Origin of the sequence: Pseudorhodobacter ferrugineus DSM 5888 (genome assembly GCF_000420745.1) — a bacterium.
Taxonomy (GTDB): domain Bacteria; phylum Pseudomonadota; class Alphaproteobacteria; order Rhodobacterales; family Rhodobacteraceae; genus Pseudorhodobacter; species Pseudorhodobacter ferrugineus.
This window is the reverse complement of sequence record NZ_ATVN01000006.1, coordinates 42,483-59,331: the sequence shown is the minus strand read 5'-3', so window position 1 is coordinate 59,331 and position 16,849 is coordinate 42,483. Positions and strand designations below refer to the sequence as shown.

Below are 16,849 nucleotides of genomic sequence, written 5' to 3'. Positions count from 1 at the left end.
CTGTCTGCCCTCCCCAGACCCCACCCGAGGATATTTTTGAACAGAAAAAGGATCAGAGCCGTTCTATCGCGATAGCGATGCCTTGGCCGCCGCCGATACACATGGTGATCAGGCCGATTTTGCCGCCGGTGCGTTCCAACTCATAGAGCGCCTTGACGGTGAGGATGGCCCCGGTTGCGCCGACCGGGTGGCCCAAGGCGATTGCGCCGCCGTTGGGGTTTACGCGGGCGGGATCAAGGCCAAGGGCCTGTGTGACGGCAAGCGCTTGGGCGGCGAAGGCCTCGTTCGATTCGATAACGTCAAAATCATCGGGTTTCAGGCCGGTTTTCGCCATCAACGCCTTGACCGCTGGGATCGGGCCATAGCCCATCACATCCGGCCGCACCCCTGCTGTGGCATAGCCAAGGATCCGCGCGCGCGGCTTCAGACCCGCCTTTTGCGCCGCATCCGCACGGGCCAGTACCAAGGCGGCGGCACCATCATTGATACCCGACGCATTGCCCGCCGTCACAGTGCCGTCTTTTTTGAAAACCGGACGAAGGGCGGCGAGCGATTCAAGCGTTGAGGCTTTGGGGTGTTCATCGGTGTCAAAAACCACCATACCTTTGCGGGTTTTCACCTCAATCGGGGCGATTTGATCGGTGAAATACCCCTGCGCGATGGCATGTGCCGCGCGGGTTTGGCTTTGCATCGCAAAGGCATCTTGGTCCGTGCGGGAAATATTCTGCTCGGCCGCCACGTTTTCCGCCGTTACCCCCATATGCCCCGTGCCAAACGGGCAGGTCAGCGCGCCTGTCATCATATCCAACGCCGCTGTATCGCCCATTTTCTGTCCCCAGCGGGCAGACGACAGCATATGGGGGCTGCGGCTCATACATTCCGCGCCGCCTGCCAAGGCGAAATCGGCATCGCCCAGCATCAGCGCTTGGGTCGCGGACACAATCGCCTGCGCGCCAGAACCGCACAGCCGGTTCACGTTCATAGCGGGTGTCGTATCGGGGATACCCGCATCAATCGCAGCAACGCGTGACAGGTACATATCGCGGGGTTCGGTGTTGATGACATGGCCAAACACGACCTGACCGATTTGATCCGGCGCAATACCTGCCCGTTCAATCGCCGCGTGGGCCGCATGGGCCGCAAGGTCAATCGGGGCAAAGCCGGATAGCGCCCCGCCAAAGGTGCCAATCGCAGTGCGGGCACCAGAAAGAATTACAATATCGGTCATGGGATCAGCCTTTGGGTTGTTGGGCCATGGATAAACAGGTTCAACCCCATTGATGCGCGGCGACCCTTTAAGGTCAAGCCTTAAGGCCGTGTGGCCACCCGTCACAAAAGCGAGCCGCCGCCCGACAGTCCGGGCGGCGCAAATCTGTTACAGAAACTGGCGACATCCCACACAGGTATCGCGCAGCGCATGGCCGCCCGACAGCAATCGCCAGATATGTACCATTGTCAGCGTGTCATCTGCCATAACCGCCCGCTGCGCACGGTCGTTCAGTTTCATAACACGAATCCCATCAATCATTTCCACAGTCATTTTGGCACCCTGATCCAAGCGCCCCCAGGTCCAAGCATTGTCGCTTACAGCTTAACAAATGCTTATCATTTGCCCCCAAAGTCTGGTTCTGGCCGGATGGAATGCCTAAGATTTGCGGACCTGTTTTGGCAAATTCAGTTTGATTTTTGCCAGTTCGAATTGGGGTTCGACGCAGACGCAAAGCCGCGCTAGCATGGCGGTCTGGAGGAACCTAATGACCTATTATGAGACCTTTGTGGCCCCTGTGCCGCGCGACAAATTGGATGGCTATTTCGCCCTTTCGACCCAAATGGCCCCGATGTGGAAGGCGCATGGCGTGTTGTCGATCGTGGAAACGCGGCCCGAAAACGTGCCAATGGGTAAGCTCGCATCCTTTCCGCAAGCCGTTCAATGCGGCGAGGATGAGGTGCCGGTGTTTGGTTTTATGACATTTCACGACCGTGCCCACCGTGATTGCGTGATGGAACTGGCAGTGGCTGACCCAGCGATGGGGGGCTTGATGATGCAGGTGCCGCTGGACGGCACGCGCATGATCTTTGGCGGTTTCGCTGCAGAAATTGAAGGGTGATGCGCCGATGAACAGGGTGGTTTTGCTGGGAACCAAAGGCGGGCCCGCCATTCGGGCGGGGGGTGCGATGCCGACGTCTAGCCTGCTGGAGTTGGACGGGCGGCGCGTGGTGATTGATTGCGGCTTGGGGGTGTCAAAAGGGCTGGTCGAGGCGGGGATGGACCTGAAGACCCTTGATCTGATTTTTATCACCCACTTGCATTCGGACCATATTTTGGAACTTGGCCCCTTGATCCACACCGCTTGGACCACGGGCCTGAAAACCCCCGTTACGGTCTATGGCCCGCCGGGGATAGAGGCGTATTGGGCGGGGTTTATGGCATCGGTTTCCTATGACATTTCCATCCGCGTCTATGATGAGGGGCGCACGCCCTTGGACGAAATCGTCACTGTACAGGCCTATGATGAGGGTTTGGTGATGGATGGGCCAATAAAGGTGCAGGCGTTGCGGGTGCCACATCCGCCGATCAAGGATTGTTTTGCCTTACGCTTTGACGGCAGCAAATCTGTTACCTTCAGTGGCGATACGGCCTATTTTCCACCGCTGGCCAGTTTTGCCCAAGGGTCCGACCTTTTGGTGCATGAGGCGCTGCTTCCTGCAGGCGTAGAGACGATTATTGCCAAAACTGGCCTTGGCGACAAGCTGCGCAATCACCTTTATGCGTCTCATACCAAGGCGGCGGATGTGGGCAGGATTGCCCATGCGGCAGGGGTGGGGCGGCTGGCATTGAACCACCTCGTGCCCGCCGATGACCCGACCATCGGCCCGCAGGATTGGTTGTCGCAGGTGGCCGAGGCGTGGGATGGTCCTGTGGATGTGGGCGTTGACGGGTTGGAGATTGTGCTGTGACGCGCACACTGGCATCGCGGGCAAGGGCGCGCTAAAACCCCCGCTATGCGCCAGACATTGACCCAAATCTATGATGCCAAAATTGCCGAGGGCAGCCTGCGGGCAGACCCCGCACAACATGCTATTTTGCCTGTGTTAGAGACGTTGCGTGTCTGGGCAGAGGCGCAAGGCCCGCGCAAAACCGGCCTGTTGTCTGGCCTGTTTCGCAAGGATGCACCCGCGCCCAAGGGGCTGTACTTGTGGGGCGGCGTGGGGCGCGGCAAGTCGATGGTGATGGACCTGTTCATCGCCGCCACTGACACGACAGCCAAACGGCGCGTGCATTTCCATGCCTTTATGCAAGAGATCCACAAAGGGATGCACGAGGCCCGCAAAAAGGGTGTTGATGACGCGCTGGAACCCGTGGCCGAGGCGATTATCCGCGAGGTTCGGCTGCTGGCCTTTGACGAGATGCAGATCACCGACATCACCGATGCGATGATCGTGGGGCGCCTGTTTGAAAAGCTGTTCGCAGCAGGGGTCGTGGTGGTGACGACCTCGAATCGTATCCCCGAGGATTTGTATAAAAACGGGTTGAACCGCGCGTTGTTTTTGCCTTTTATTGCGCTTTTGCGCGACCGAATGCAGGTTGTGGCGCTGGAAAGCCCGAATGATTACCGCCAGCACCGGCTGGAAGGGGCGCAGGTTTATTTCCACCCCGCTGGCAAGGCGCGCGCGGCGATTGATGCGATTTGGGATGATTTGTCGGGTGGTGGCAGTGAGGCGCTGCGCCTACCCGTGAATGGGCGAGAGGTGGAATTGCCGCGCTTTGCCAACGGTGTGGGCCGTGCCACGTTTTGGGAATTGTGCGGAAAACCCCTTGGCCCGGCGGATTTTCTGGCCATCGCTGGGGCGGTGCGGGTGCTGATACTGGAAGATATCCCCCAGCTTTCGGCCAGCAACTATAATGAGGCAAAGCGTTTTGTGACCCTGATTGACGCGCTGTATGAGGCGCGGGTGCGGCTGATCGCATCGGCGGCGGAAACGCCCGAACGGCTGTATATTGAAGGGTCCGGTAGTTTCGAATTTGAACGCACGGCAAGCCGTTTGCGTGAAATGCAGGCGCATGATTGGGGGCAATAGCGCAGGCGGCAGGTGACAATGCCTGCGGCGCGAGTATTTTTTCAAAGATGAAATCGGGAGTTAGGCGAAATCCGCCACAGCATAGCCCTGAATATACAGCAGTGCCGTCAGGTCGCCGTGGTTGATGCGGATATCACATTGCGCGGCAACACTTGGTTTGGCGTGCAGTGCCACACCTGCACCCGCCAGACCCAGCATCCCCAGATCATTCGCGCCATCCCCCACGGCCATCACATCAGCTGCTGTAATACCCATCCGCGCCGCAATTTCCTGTAACGCCTGCACCTTGGCCTCACGCCCCAAAATCGGGTCGGCCACGGTGCCCGCCAGTTTACCGTTTTCAATATGCAAAAGGTTCGCGCGGTTTTCGTCAAATCCCAGTTCCAGCGCCACACGCCGCGTAAATTCGGTGAATCCTCCAGAAACCAGCGCTGCCCCTGCGCCGTTTGCCTTCATCGTCGCCACCAAAGTTGCACCACCGGGCATAAAGGTGATGCGATTGGCATAGACCTGTTCAATCACCGCCTCGGGTAGCCCTTTCAGCAACGCCACGCGTTCGCGCAGCGCATCTTCAAAATCCAGCTCGCCGTTCATCGCCCGCGCGGTAATGCCCGCGACATGCGCACCCACGCCCGCCTCATCCGCCAATTCGTCGATACATTCCTGTTGGATCATCGTGCTGTCCATATCGGCCAGCAGCAGGCGTTTGCGGCGGTTCTCCGTGGACTGGACAATCAGATCAATCCCCAGCGCCTGCAACCCTTCCCACGCGTCCCAACGATTTGCGGGCATCGCGGGCATCGCAAATTCCGCGGCAATAGCGGGGTTTAGCCAGACTGCGTCGCCCCCGCCCCAAGCATTGCGCAAGGATTCAACGCTGGTGCGGTCCAGAACAGGCGTGGCGGGGTTGGTCAAAAGCGTGGCTGTGAACATGAAAGTTTCCGATAGTGGACAAGCGTGTCGTTTATTCTGGTTGATGCGGCGCTTTACGACAATTTTTCGGCTTGTGCCAGCCCAAGCCGCGGCGTAGATGCGGCAGTGGGACACCCTTCCCCAACGAAGGGCATTTATCTGTGAGGATACCACATGACTGGTACGACCCCGGCCCAACGGCCTGCGAATCCACGTTTTTCGTCCGGCCCCTGCGCCAAAATCCCCAATTATTCCCTCGACATGCTGGCTGACGCGCCTTTGGGCCGTTCGCACCGTGCTGCCGTTGGCAAATCCAAACTGGCCGAGGCGATTGACCTGACCACCGAAATTCTGGGCCTGCCCGAAGGCTACCGTGTGGGCATCGTCCCCGGTTCCGATACGGGCGCTGTTGAAATGGCGATGTGGTCACTGTTGGGCGCACGCGGCGTTGAAATGCTGGCGTGGGAAAGCTTTGGCGAAGGCTGGGTCACAGATGCGGTCAAGCAGTTGAAACTCGATGCCGTGGTGCGTGTGGCGCCCTATGGCGAGATCGTCGATCTGGCACAGGTCGATTTTGACAAAGACGTGGTGTTCACATGGAATGGCACGACCTCGGGCGTGCGCTTGCCCAATGGCGATGCGATTCCCGCAAACCGCGCGGGCCTGACGATTTGCGATGCAACCTCGGCTGCGTTCGCGATGGACTTGCCGTGGGACAAGCTGGATGTGGTCACGTTCTCTTGGCAAAAAGTTCTGGGTGGCGAGGGCGCGCATGGCGTGATCGTTCTGTCGCCCCGCGCCGTGGAACGCCTTGAAACCTATACTCCCGCTTGGCCCCTTCCGAAAATTTTCCGCATGACCTCCAAGGGCAAGCTGATCGAAGGCATCTTCAAGGGCGAAACCATTAATACCCCCTCGATGCTGGCGGTTGAAGATTATCTTGTGTCCTTGAAGTGGGCGCAAACGATCGGCGGGCTGAAAGGTCTGATCGCGCGGGCCGATGCCAACGCTAAGGCGGTGGCCGATTTTGTGGCGGCCCATGACTGGATCGAAAATCTTGCCGTTGATCCGGCAACCGCCTCGACCACCAGCGTTTGCCTGAAATTCGTCGATCCGCAGATTGTGGATGGCGAGGCGTTCGCCAAAGCCGTGGCAAAACGGTTGGAAAAAGCAGGCGTGGCGTTTGATATCGGGGCGTACCGTGATGCCCCTGCCGGTCTGCGGATCTGGTGCGGATCAACGGTGGAAACCTCGGATGTTGCCGCTCTCATGCCGTGGCTCGATTGGGCGTTCAACGCCGAAATCGCCGCCCTGTAAAATTCGCGTGCTGCCAAAATGGCATACGCAAAAAATACGCAAAACATACGTTTTGCAGACACCCATTTTTCAAGGAGCGCGCCAAATGGCCCCCAAAGTCCTCGTATCCGACGAACTGTCTGAAACCGCCGTCCAAATCTTTCGCGACCGTGGCATCGACGTCGATTTCATGCCCAACCTTGGCAAAGACAAGGAAAAACTGGCCGAGATTATCGGCAATTATGACGGCCTCGCCATCCGGTCCGCGACCAAGGTCACAGCCAAGCTTTTGGAAAACACCGACCGCCTGAAGGTCATCGCGCGCGCAGGCATCGGCGTCGATAACGTCGACATTCCGGCCGCGTCGAAAAAGGGCGTTATCGTGATGAACACGCCCTTCGGCAACTCGATCACCACCGCCGAACATGCGATTGCGATGATGTTCGCCGTGGCCCGCCAACTGCCGGAAGCAAACGCCTCAACCCATTCTGGCAAATGGGAAAAATCGCGCTTTATGGGCGTAGAATTGTTCAACAAAACTCTCGGCGTGATCGGTGCGGGCAACATCGGTGGCATCGTCTGCGACCGCGCGCTGGGCCTGCATATGAAGGTCGTGGCTTATGACCCCTTCCTGTCCGAAGAGCGCGCCAAGTCGATGGGCGTCACCAAGGTGGAACTGGACGAACTGCTGACCCGCGCCGATTTTATCACCCTGCATGTGCCCTTGACCGACAAAACCCGCAATATCCTCGACGCGACCAACCTTGCCAAAACCAAAAAAGGCGTGCGGATAATCAACTGCGCCCGCGGCGGTCTGGTAGATGAGGCAGCCTTGGCCGAGGCGCTGAAATCCGGTCATGTTGCAGGCGCCGCGTTCGACGTTTTCGCCGTGGAACCCGCCACCGACAGCCCGCTGTTCAACCTGCCCAACGTGGTTTGCACACCACATCTGGGCGCATCTACCTCCGAGGCACAAGAGAATGTGGCCCTGCAAGTGGCCGAACAAATGTCGGATTACCTGCTGACAGGGGCCGTGCAGAACGCTTTGAACATGCCTTCGGTCACAGCCGAAGAAGCTGCCGTGATGGGCCCATGGGTCAAACTCACCGAACATCTCGGCGCTTTTGTCGGCCAAATGACCGATGAACCGATCAAGGCGATTAACGTGCTTTATGACGGTCATGTCGCCGATATGAACCTCGCCGCCCTGAACTGTGCGACGATTGCAGGCATAATGAAGGCCACCAACCCCGATGTGAACATGGTGTCGGCCCCTGTCGTGGCCAAAGAGCGCGGTATCCAGATCGCCACCACCCGTCAGGAAAAATCCGGCGCTTTTGATGCGTTTATCAAGTTGACCGTGGTAACGGACAAACGCGAACGTTCTATCGCGGGCACCTGTTTTAGCGACGGAAAACCGCGATTTATTCAGATCAAAGGCATCAATATCGACGCCGAGGTGGGCCAGCACATGCTCTACACCACGAACGAAGACGTGCCGGGTATCATCGGCCTTTTGGGCATGACCATGGCCAAAAACGACGTCAACATCGCAAACTTTACCCTTGGCCGGTCCGGCGCGGGTCAGGATGCGATTGCGCTTTTGTACCTCGATCAACCGATCGACCCGAAAGTCGTTGACCTTCTCGAAGGAACCGGCATGTTCCAACAAGTCAAACCTTTGGAATTCAACGTGGCCTAATCACGCTAATTTCATCTTTGTAAAAATACTCCGGGGGGTCCGGGGGGCAGCGCCCTCCGGCCTTTCCACAAAGAAAGACCTGCAATGCGAAGCTATGCCATAGGCGATATTCACGGCCATCTTGACCTTTTGATCGCCGCCCATGCCCGCATAGCTGCCGACAAAACCAGATGTGGCGATACCGATGCTCCGATCATTCATATCGGTGACCTATGCGACCGCGGTCCCGACAGCCGTGGCGTGATCGACTACCTTGCGCAGGGCATTGCAGCAGGTGAAAACTGGATCGTCCTCAAGGGCAATCACGATCGCATGCTCACCCTTTTTTTGGATGACCCACACGCCCAAGACCCTGGCCTGCGCGTCGAATATTCCTACTTACACCCCCGTATCGGCGGCAGTACGACCCTGGCCTCATACGGTGTAGCCAACGCTGGTGATCGCCCCTTGGCCCCGGTTCATGCCGAGGCTGTCGCCGCCGTGCCCGCCGCGCATCGCGCCTTTCTGTCCAGCCGCCCGACCTGTTTCGCATACGGGGATGCGATGTTTGTACATGCCGGTGTTCGCCCCGGCATTGTGGTCACGGACCAAACCGAGGATGATCTGTGCTGGATCCGCGACGGTTTTTTGGACTATCGCGGCGCGTTTCCTTGGTTGGTTGTCCACGGCCATACGGCCCTTGATACGGCTGTGAACTATGGCAACCGCGTGAATATTGACAGTTCTGCCGCGTATGGTGGGCCGTTGACGGCTGTGGCAATTGAAGGGCGCGATGTTTCGGTATTGGGCGATGATGGTCGGGTTGCGCTGTTGCCAACTCCTGATGCGCGGATCCGGTAAATGTTACCGTTTTCATGGCGGGTTCGCTATTGCGCCACTTTGGGCTAGATACCGGGAAATTCGCGACGGAGCGGATTGGAAAGAGAGTCTGTTGTGGCCGATGGCGCAAAGCTTGATCGGGATCTGACGCAAGGGTCTATGGCTGGGCACTTTCGGGCTTTGGCATTGCCTGCGGCCGTAGGGATGTTGTTTTCCACGCTGTATAACGTGGTGGACGTGTATTTTGCTGGCCAGATCTCTACCCAGGCGCAGGCAGGTTTGGCCGTAGGATTTCAAGCATTCTTTATCAATATGGCCGTGGGTTTTGGCCTTGGCGCCGCGATGGGCGCGCTTGTTGGCAAGGCCAAAGGTGCCAAAGATGAAAATCAGGCCCGCAAATTGGCCGTTCAAGGTATGGGGCTGGGGGCGTTGTTGACGGTTATTTTGATGATCATCGCAGTTTGGCTGGGGCCGGCGCTTATTGCGCTGGTGTCGGAGCCGGGCGAGTACCGCGATGCAGGGACCAGCTATTTCATCTGGCTGATCTTGGCCTTGCCGGGGTTCTTGATGGCCTATGCAGGCAATGGGGTTTTGCAGGCACGGGGTGACACCAAATCGATGCAGCGTGCGCTTGTGGTCGCGTTTTTCGCCAATGTCGGACTGAACCCGTTGTTTATTTATGGCATGCCGGGGCTGGTGCAGGGCATGGGGTTCAACGGGATCGCCGCCTCGACCGTGGTCAGTCAGACCGGGGTGATGGTTTATATTCTGTATCGGTTGTTTGGTCGCAAAATCATGAAGGGCCTCTCAATGCCCGAATTTGCTCCGGATTGGGCCACCTATGCTACGATTTTACGGCAGATGCTGCCGACCAGCCTGTCCATAGCGGTGATGTTTTTGACCGGCTTTGTGATCCAGTTTTATCTAAAAGGATTTGGCGGTTCGGCTGTGGCTGCCTACGGGATCGCGTTGCGGGTGGAGCAGATTATGTTGCTGCCTGTATTGGGAATGACGGGGGCTTTGCTGCCGATTGCGGCGCAGAATTTCGGGGCGGGGGAACATGATCGGGTGCGTGCGGCGGTGTTCTTTTGCTGGAAACTGGGGTTCGCGATGATGGCCGTGGCTTGCCCGGTTTTATGGTTTGGTGGGGAATGGGCGATGGGGTTTTTTACCGATGATCCCGAGGTCATTCGGGTGGGGGTGAGTTACCTGCATGTCGATGGATTTGTGTTGCCGTTCTATATGATGCTGTTCTCAATCAACTCGTTTTTGCAGGCGCTGCAAAAGCCGATCTGGACGCTTTGGATCGGGATTTACCGGCAAGGGATCGCGGTGGCTTTGTTTGTCTGGATTTTCGTCCGGGTGCTTGATTTTGATATTTGGGGGGTTTGGTTCGGGGTGGCTTTGGCCGTGATTTCGGGCTGGGTTTTGGCGATGGTAGTGGCCCGAAAAGTAGGGCGTGAGGTGATTGGCGGGTTGTTTGCACGGTAAATGTTCGCGCGCGGACGTTTAGTTATGCATCTGAAATAAAACAATATTTCTATTTTTGTTAACCTAATTTTAACACAATCAGTGAGGGTTTGTACGGGGTCTGGATGACCCTCGACCCAGATGGAGAGGCGCCGGAGGGCCTGCGCGGAATTGTTTATGGTTTTGCCGCGCTTTTCATACCTGCTTTTGTACTGGTCCCGCAAAGGGCGTGCCCTATCTGGATTGCGCGGGGCAGTCGCGGCCAAATAGCGCGGCGTTTCGCGGTGCCTATACTTGTAATGCTGATATAAGGCAGTTACCCAGCTTGCTGCGAGCCCCTTGTTATATAGAGAAATCGGAGAGCTTTTAATGTCGTCCCGCCCCAACATCCGGCATGTCGTATTTTTCAGCGCAAAGAACAAAGATGATGTTTCGCGCATTATTGAGGGATTGTCATTGCTGGCCGAGATTCCGCATGCGGATGTGTTCGAGGTCCGCAACAACACCCGTGATGACGCGTTGTCGGGCGAAGTTGATGTTGTTGTTTATGCTGAGTTTGCAAATCAGGATGCGCTTTCGGCCTATAAATCCCACCCGTTGTATCAGCAATCTATTGATATCGTGCGACCCTTGCGGGATCTGCGGATTGCTGCGGATTTCTGATTATGCAGCCCGGTTCGGCCCAATATCAGGTTATATTTGATACCGGACCACTGGCGGGTGGCACAGCATTTTCGGCGCCGCGTTTCATAATTCGGGCGGATGCTCCTGCCGAGGTGCCTGCCGCGTTCGCCGCGATGGAACAGGCCAAGGCAGACGGGTTCTGGCTGGCAGGCTATGCTAGCTATGAGTTGGGGTATGTGTTTTCGCACAAATTGGCCGACCTTATTCCGGCCGACAGAACCATGCCGCTGCTGCATTTTGGGGTGTTTGACGGGCCAGTCGCATCGCACCCACAAGATCCGTCCGCGCCTGCCACCCTGACTGCGCCCGAGGCGGTTTGGGACCAAGCTGCCTATGATGCGGCCTTTGGCCCGTTGAAAGAGTATATTGCGGCGGGTGATATATATCAGGCCAACCTGACTTTTCCGCTGGTGGCGCGGTATTCGGGGGCGCCTTTGGCACTGTATCAAAAGCTGCGCGACAAGCAGCCGGTGCCGTATGGTGCGTTTGTCGATCTGGGCGGGCCGGTGTTGCTGTCACGGTCGCCCGAGCTGTTCTTTGAGGTGGATGGCACGGGCAAGATTGAGACAAAGCCGATGAAGGGCACCGTGGCGCGTGGCCAGACGGATGCCCAAGATGCCGCCAATATCGAATGGCTGAAGACATCGGAAAAAAATCAAGCGGAAAACCTGATGATTGTGGATTTGATGCGCAATGATATCAGCCGCTTGGCAGAGGTTGGCAGCGTGAAGGTGCCGGACCTGTTCACGATTGAAACCTATGCTACGCTGCACCAGATGACATCGCGGATCGTGGCACAACTGTTGCCAGCGGTGACGGTGCAGGGCATTTTCGCCGCGTTGTTTCCATGCGGGTCGATCACCGGCGCGCCGAAAATCCGTGCGATGCAAATTATCCGATCGCTAGAGTCGCAGGCCCGTGATGCCTATTGCGGATCTATCGGGTGGATCGCACCCGATGGCACAATGCAGTTTAACGTGGCGATCCGAACCTTGGCCTGTCAGGCCGATGGTACGGTGCGGTTGAACGTAGGCGGCGGGATTGTTCATGACAGTATGGCGCAAGACGAATATGCCGAGGCAATTATCAAAGCACGCTATGCCAACCTGACGGATTAACGCTCTCTCAGTGCCTCACGCGATTTATACAGCGGTTTGGTGAGGTAGGTCAGGATCGTTTTGCCGCCGGTTTGCAGTTCTACCTCGGCTTGCATACCGGGGCGTATTTCCATGCGTGCTTGGCGTTCGGTGAGGTGTTTCAGGTCAACGCGCAGGGTGACTTTGTAGTGGGGGTCGCCGTCGGGATTGCGCGAGCGGTCGTCTTTGAACGTGTCGGCAGACACCAGCACGACCTCGCCCTGCAAAGAGCCGTAGATGGTGTAATCATAGGCGGAAAGTTTAATCGTGGCTTCCTGCCCTTGGCGGACCGAGGCGATGTTGGCGGGTTTTACCTTGGCCTCGATGAACATTTCCTCATCCAGCGGTACGATTTGCATGATCTCCTCGCCGGATCGCACGACGCCGCCGATGGTGGTGATGGACAGTTTGTTGACCACGCCGCGCATGGGGGCGGTCAGGATGGTGCGGTTCAGCTGATCAGCCGCACCTTTCAGGTTTTGGCGCAGCGAGGTGAGTTCTTTCAGCGTGTCGGAATATTCCGATGCGCGTTCCAGTTCCATTTGGGTGGTGGTGTCGGAATAGCGGTTTTCGGCATCCCGAAAGCTGCGGCGCGCCTTTGTCACCTCGATCAAAGGGGCGATTTCCTGATTGTACATGTTTTCAAGTAGGTCGAGTTCCTTTTGCGCCTGTATCAGCACCTGTTTGGCACCGTCGCGGCGGGCGATAAAGTCACCCTGACGGGCGGCCAGCAAGGCGCGTTCGGACGACACGATATCGGGCAGGCGTTGGGCAAGATCGGCGGGGGGGTCAAATTCCAGCATGCCGGCCATTTCGGCCTCAAGCCGGCTGCGGCGGATTTCGTGGCCGGCGATTTGGTCGCGCAGATCATCGACCGCCGATTGGTATTGCGTGCCATACAGGCGGGCGAGGGTTTGGCCGGGTTCGACCACATCGCCTTCGGCCACGTTGAGTTCCGCCAGAATGCCGCCTTCGAGGTTTTGGATGATTTGCGGGCGCGAGGAGGAGACGACCTGACCGGGCGCGCGGACGATTTCATCGACCCATGCAAAGGCGGCCCAGACGATAAACACCACGACCACGCCAAAGATGATCCAGATCATGCGGCTGGGCTTTTCGGCCTTTTCGTCCAGCCCGTGATCGAAGGAGGTCATCATTTCGCGCCCCCTGCGTTGGCCTTGTTCAGGTGGGCCAAAACCGCCTCTCGGGGGCCATCAACGGCCAGTTTGCCGTTTTGCAGGATCAGGGTGCGGGTGGTCAGTTGCAGGATGGGCACGCGGTGGGTGGCGATGATCGCTGTGCGCCCTTCAAGCCATGTGGAGAGGCGGCTGACCAGCGTCGCCTCGAGCGTTTGGTCAAGGGCGGCGGTGGGTTCATCCAGCAGCACGATTTGCGGGTTTTGCAGCCACATGCGGGCCCAGCCGATGGATTGGCGCTGGCCTACGGACAGTCCTTCGCCCAGTTCGCGGATTACAAGGTCGAGGCCGCGGGGGTGGTTGCGGATGAACTGACCCATGCCCGCGAAATCAAGCGCGTCAAACAGACGCTCATCGTCGCGTTCCAATTGGCTGAGGTTGAGGTTGTCGCGGATGGTGCCGGAAAATAGCCGGACCTCTTGGCCCAGATAGCCGATGCCACGGCGCAGGTCGCGGGGGTGGATTTGGCTCATGTCGATATTGTCTAGCATGATGCGGCCAGCGGTGGGTTCATACAGGCCCGCCAACACGCGCAGGAAAGTGGATTTGCCGGACCCGTTCGTGCCAAGCACGGCAACGTGCTGGCCTGCGGGGATTTTGCAGGCGTTGATTTCGACCGTGGCAGAGGCGGTTTCGTCATATTTAAATTCAAGGCCGCGCAGTTCATAGGTGCCGGTCAGGCGGTCGCGGCGCAGGTATTTGCGACCCGTATCTTCGGCCTGTTCGGCGTTGGCGATGGCGTTAAGACCGGTAAGTGCGGCCTTGGTGTTGGACCAGCGCGCAAGGGTGGCAGAAAGCTGCGCCAAGGGGCCAAGGGTGCGGCCTGTCAGGATGCCGATGGCGATGATCGTACCCATCGTGAAATCGCCGGAAAACACGAGGTACGCGCCCCCGACGACGGCAAGGATATAGGTCGCTTGCTGCACGCCTTGGGCCCAATAGGTCAGGGCCGAGGACAGGTGGCGCTGTTCCGAGGATTTGACCGCCGAAAGGGTGACAAGTTCCTGCCACATCCGTTTCACACGGTCTTCGCCGCGCTGGGTGGCGACGGTTTCTTGTTCATACACCGCCTCGTACAACAGCCGAGAGGCGCGCATCGACGCACCTTGGGTCGATTGGGTCAGGGCAATCATCTTTTTCTGAAAAAAGAACCCCGGCGCGACCATCAAGATGCCGCCGACCACCAAAATCCAGACCAGATTGCCACCGATGGAGGCGACCAGCAACAGGAAGATCAGGATGAACGGAATATCCGCCATTGTGCCGATGGTGGAAGCGGTGAAAAATTCACGCACCGAGGAAAATTCGCGCATGGCGCTGAAGGTTTGGCTGGGATTGCGCATGCCGGGGGTTTGTTTCATGCCCAACAGCTTGTGCATTAACCGCGATTGCACGGTCAGTTCAATGCGGCGGCCCGTGACATCCATCAGGCCCGAGCGGGCCATTTTGAGGATGCCTTCGAGCAGCACAGCGATGACCGCGCCCAAGGCCAGCACCCACAGGGTTGGTTCGGATTTATGCGGGATCACGCGGTCATAGACCTGCAAGGAAAACAGCGCCACGGCAACGGCCAGCAGGTTCGCCACGGCAGAGCCTGCGGCCACTTCGAACAATTGGCGGCGGTAATGGGGAAATTCACCCCAGAACCAATGGGTCGCCGCCGCCTTGTCGGAATGGCGGGTTTCAAGATCGGCCATCGTGGTACGGGCGCGCAAAATCTTGCCGGTAAAGACTGAGGTAAAATCGGCCAGCGGCACTTCGGCGCGATTGTCGGGGCAGGTAGTGTCATACACCTCGACCGTGTCTTGGGATTGACCCAGCACCAGCACGACCTGATCTGATTTCATCAAGGCCAGCGCGGGCCAGGCGCCTTCGGTATTTTTCGGCGCTTTTTCGACCTTGGCAGTCAGGCCCATACCACGCAGGGCGGCGGCCATTTCATCAAGGCCAAGCTGGCCACTGCCTGCCGCGATCTGGATGTGTTCAAGCAGATCAGCGGCGGCGATGTCAGACCCAAGCAAGCCTGCGTAAACCGAGGCAAGCTGTGCGCGGGTCATGGCGCGGTTGGTGTGGCGTGGTTTATGGGGGCGTTGGGACGGTGTGGGCCGTGCAGACGGGCTGATAGAAGCGTTACTTCTATCGGCGTTTATGTCAAAGGCGACCACACGGTCGTTCACATTTTAACCCCGTCCACCAATACGCCACGAATTTTAGCAATTTGAAGATTTAATAGCGCAATGTCATATTTAAGCGCAACGTTTTCACGCTCCATCGCCGCAAAAGTTTCGAACATTCCGACCAATTCCATCAAAGGGCGGCGACCAAATTTGTATTGCTGCGTGAACATATCCAGATTGGCCTCGGTTTGGGCCAGAACGGTGGCGCCTTGGACTTCGCGTGCTTTCAGCGTGGCAATGTCGCGTTCAATTGCCACCAGCTTGCGCTGAGCATCGTCACGGGCGCTTTCGGTGCGCTGCGTGGCGGCCTGTGTGCTGGCCTTGATGGCCCGAAGGCTGGCACCCGTGCCAAAGCCGATGCCGTTTTCGGTATTGATGTTCAGCCCGCCGGTCATGCCGCCTTTGCCAAGGTTGCCGCTGGCGGACAGCGTGGGCAAAAACCCGGCGCGGGCCATTTTGGCCTCGGCCACCGACCGCCGCCCTTCGCCACTGGACCGTAGGACGGTCAGCGGTTCGGATGGGCCTGTATGCGGGTTCAAGCTGGACAGGCCGGATAGGCCGCTGATCGGAACCTGCATCATCGCATTCAGTTCGGCCATTGCGGTGGTTGCGGTTTCCATATCGGCGGTGCCAGCGGATTGCATTTCGGCAATTTTGGCCTGTATCACCCGTTCTTCGGACCGGTCGGACAGGCCGCCCGATACGCGCAGACCCATGATGCGGCCATAGTCTTGCATGCGGGTCAGGCCACGGGTGGCGACTGCGGCTTGTGCCTGTGCGCGCTGGGCGGTGATGTAATAGCTTAGCCCTTCATAAACACGGGTGTTCATTTCATCCGACAGGCCGACGGCAGCGATTTCAACATCGGCGGCGGCAAAGGCCCGTTCGGCCCCGCGTTTGCCGTTGTCGAACAGCACTTGTTCCACAAGAATGGATGCTGCCAGCGTCCCCAGCGACGTGAGGCTGATCGACGGGCCGATAGACGGGAGCCAGTTTTTCGATTTCGCCTCGGCCTTCAGCCTTGCCACGCGCAATTCGGCAGCGGCGGCGCCCTTGTTTGCGGACAAAACGCCGGTGGCGACCTGCGCATAGGGGCCATTGGCGGGGATAACCGAGCGGCGCGCGATAAGATCATCAATGATTGCAGACCGGTTTTCGCCGCGTTCCGCCTGATCGCTTGCCGCCAAGGACATTTCGTTTGTATCCGCCCCCATCGCGGCGGGGTCAGAGGGGTTGGTGCCGCCGAACATGGACACGCCAGGGCCGTTGTTATCCATGCAGCCTGACAGGAGCGCGATGACCGCACATGCGCCCGCTGCCGCAGCGGAGCGTTTCGCCCCGCCGCGTGCTGTCTTTCCCAAGATGAAGGGCATTTTT

At 58.2% G+C, this 16,849-nt stretch carries 15 protein-coding genes; 9 read left to right on the top strand and 6 right to left on the bottom strand.

The features are described 5' to 3' along the window. Positions 1-52: 52 nt before the first annotated feature. Both G560_RS0107085 and G560_RS20965 read right to left on the bottom strand, forming a co-directional pair. Positions 53-1,228, bottom strand: coding sequence for an acetyl-CoA C-acyltransferase family protein (locus G560_RS0107085; protein WP_022703619.1), 1,176 nt, complete (start codon positions 1,226-1,228; stop codon positions 53-55). A gap of 147 nt (positions 1,229-1,375) precedes the next feature. Further along, entirely contained in the window at positions 1,376-1,540 is a 165-nt protein-coding gene (locus G560_RS20965) for a hypothetical protein (protein ID WP_155947186.1), read from the bottom strand. Positions 1,541-1,754: 214 nt separating this feature from the next. On the opposite strand from G560_RS20965, the gene G560_RS0107070 reads away from it, so the two are divergent. Genes G560_RS0107070 through zapE form a run of 3 tightly spaced genes read left to right on the top strand, consistent with a single transcriptional unit; the run spans position 1,755 to position 4,080 of the window. Continuing rightward, positions 1,755-2,108, top strand: coding sequence for a DUF1428 domain-containing protein (locus tag G560_RS0107070; protein WP_022703616.1), 354 nt, complete (start codon positions 1,755-1,757; stop codon positions 2,106-2,108). A gap of 7 nt (positions 2,109-2,115) precedes the next feature. Beyond that, positions 2,116-2,958 (top strand): MBL fold metallo-hydrolase, encoded by an 843-nt coding sequence (locus tag G560_RS0107065; RefSeq protein WP_022703615.1) that lies wholly within the window; start codon positions 2,116-2,118, stop codon positions 2,956-2,958. A gap of 45 nt (positions 2,959-3,003) precedes the next feature. After that, complete coding sequence (gene zapE, locus G560_RS0107060) at positions 3,004-4,080, top strand: cell division protein ZapE (protein WP_022703614.1); 1,077 nt, start codon at positions 3,004-3,006, stop codon at positions 4,078-4,080. 60 nt (positions 4,081-4,140) lie between these two features. On the opposite strand, the gene serB is transcribed toward zapE, so the two are convergent. Beyond that, positions 4,141-5,013, bottom strand: coding sequence for a phosphoserine phosphatase SerB (serB, locus tag G560_RS0107055; protein WP_022703613.1), 873 nt, complete (start codon positions 5,011-5,013; stop codon positions 4,141-4,143). A gap of 153 nt (positions 5,014-5,166) precedes the next feature. Here serB and G560_RS0107050 point away from each other — a divergent pair, with 153 nt between their 5' ends. From G560_RS0107050 to G560_RS0107025, 6 genes are all read left to right on the top strand, one after another. Further along, entirely contained in the window at positions 5,167-6,309 is a 1,143-nt protein-coding gene (locus G560_RS0107050; protein ID WP_022703612.1) for a phosphoserine transaminase, read from the top strand. Between the two features lie 85 nt (positions 6,310-6,394). After that, positions 6,395-7,990 carry a phosphoglycerate dehydrogenase gene (serA, locus tag G560_RS0107045; protein ID WP_028913821.1) on the top strand — a complete coding sequence of 532 codons (1,596 nt, stop codon included), beginning with the start codon at positions 6,395-6,397 and terminating at the stop codon, positions 7,988-7,990. Positions 7,991-8,074: 84 nt separating this feature from the next. After that, complete coding sequence (locus tag G560_RS0107040) at positions 8,075-8,830, top strand: metallophosphoesterase (RefSeq protein WP_022703610.1); 756 nt, start codon at positions 8,075-8,077, stop codon at positions 8,828-8,830. Positions 8,831-8,923: 93 nt separating this feature from the next. After that, a complete protein-coding gene (locus G560_RS0107035) occupies positions 8,924-10,300 on the top strand; it encodes an MATE family efflux transporter (RefSeq protein ID WP_022703609.1) in 1,377 nt (458 codons plus the stop codon). A 348-nt stretch (positions 10,301-10,648) separates the two neighbouring features. Then, positions 10,649-10,942 (top strand): Dabb family protein, encoded by a 294-nt coding sequence (locus G560_RS0107030; protein ID WP_022703608.1) that lies wholly within the window; start codon positions 10,649-10,651, stop codon positions 10,940-10,942. A 2-nt stretch (positions 10,943-10,944) separates the two neighbouring features. Further along, the gene (locus G560_RS0107025; protein WP_022703607.1) at positions 10,945-12,081 is read left to right on the top strand and encodes an aminodeoxychorismate synthase component I; all 1,137 of its coding nucleotides are present in this window, start codon (positions 10,945-10,947) and stop codon (positions 12,079-12,081) included. Here the strand turns inward: G560_RS0107025 and G560_RS0107020 are convergent. The 3 genes from G560_RS0107020 to G560_RS18755 form a co-directional block, all read right to left on the bottom strand. Next, on the bottom strand, positions 12,078-13,253 hold the full coding sequence (locus G560_RS0107020) for an HlyD family type I secretion periplasmic adaptor subunit (RefSeq protein WP_022703606.1): 1,176 nt from the start codon (positions 13,251-13,253) through the stop codon (positions 12,078-12,080). The genes G560_RS0107025 and G560_RS0107020 overlap by 4 nt on opposite strands. Beyond that, entirely contained in the window at positions 13,253-15,352 is a 2,100-nt protein-coding gene (locus G560_RS0107015) for an ATP-binding cassette domain-containing protein (protein ID WP_081647618.1), read from the bottom strand. The genes G560_RS0107020 and G560_RS0107015 overlap by 1 nt, the downstream gene beginning before the upstream one ends. A 116-nt stretch (positions 15,353-15,468) precedes the next feature. Beyond that, the gene (locus G560_RS18755; RefSeq protein WP_022703604.1) at positions 15,469-16,845 is read right to left on the bottom strand and encodes a TolC family protein; all 1,377 of its coding nucleotides are present in this window, start codon (positions 16,843-16,845) and stop codon (positions 15,469-15,471) included. Between the last annotated feature and the right edge of the window lie 4 nt (positions 16,846-16,849).

What these genes read in the sequence shown, in the direction of transcription:
- G560_RS0107025 (WP_022703607.1), top strand. Translation starts at nt 10,945, where the DNA reads ATGCAGCCCGGTTCGGCCCAATATCAGGTTATATTTGATACCGGACCA.
- G560_RS0107050 (WP_022703612.1), top strand. Translation starts at nt 5,167, where the DNA reads ATGACTGGTACGACCCCGGCCCAACGGCCTGCGAATCCACGTTTTTCG.
- G560_RS18755 (WP_022703604.1), bottom strand. Translation starts at nt 16,845, where the DNA reads ATGCCCTTCATCTTGGGAAAGACAGCACGCGGCGGGGCGAAACGCTCC.
- G560_RS0107065 (WP_022703615.1), top strand. Translation starts at nt 2,116, where the DNA reads ATGAACAGGGTGGTTTTGCTGGGAACCAAAGGCGGGCCCGCCATTCGG.
- G560_RS0107015 (WP_081647618.1), bottom strand. Translation starts at nt 15,352, where the DNA reads ATGACCCGCGCACAGCTTGCCTCGGTTTACGCAGGCTTGCTTGGGTCT.
- serB (WP_022703613.1), bottom strand. Translation starts at nt 5,013, where the DNA reads ATGTTCACAGCCACGCTTTTGACCAACCCCGCCACGCCTGTTCTGGAC.
- serA (WP_028913821.1), top strand. Translation starts at nt 6,395, where the DNA reads ATGGCCCCCAAAGTCCTCGTATCCGACGAACTGTCTGAAACCGCCGTC.
- G560_RS20965 (WP_155947186.1), bottom strand. Translation starts at nt 1,540, where the DNA reads ATGACTGTGGAAATGATTGATGGGATTCGTGTTATGAAACTGAACGAC.
- G560_RS0107040 (WP_022703610.1), top strand. Translation starts at nt 8,075, where the DNA reads ATGCGAAGCTATGCCATAGGCGATATTCACGGCCATCTTGACCTTTTG.
- zapE (WP_022703614.1), top strand. Translation starts at nt 3,004, where the DNA reads ATGCGCCAGACATTGACCCAAATCTATGATGCCAAAATTGCCGAGGGC.
- G560_RS0107085 (WP_022703619.1), bottom strand. Translation starts at nt 1,228, where the DNA reads ATGACCGATATTGTAATTCTTTCTGGTGCCCGCACTGCGATTGGCACC.
- G560_RS0107070 (WP_022703616.1), top strand. Translation starts at nt 1,755, where the DNA reads ATGACCTATTATGAGACCTTTGTGGCCCCTGTGCCGCGCGACAAATTG.
- G560_RS0107020 (WP_022703606.1), bottom strand. Translation starts at nt 13,253, where the DNA reads ATGACCTCCTTCGATCACGGGCTGGACGAAAAGGCCGAAAAGCCCAGC.
- G560_RS0107030 (WP_022703608.1), top strand. Translation starts at nt 10,649, where the DNA reads ATGTCGTCCCGCCCCAACATCCGGCATGTCGTATTTTTCAGCGCAAAG.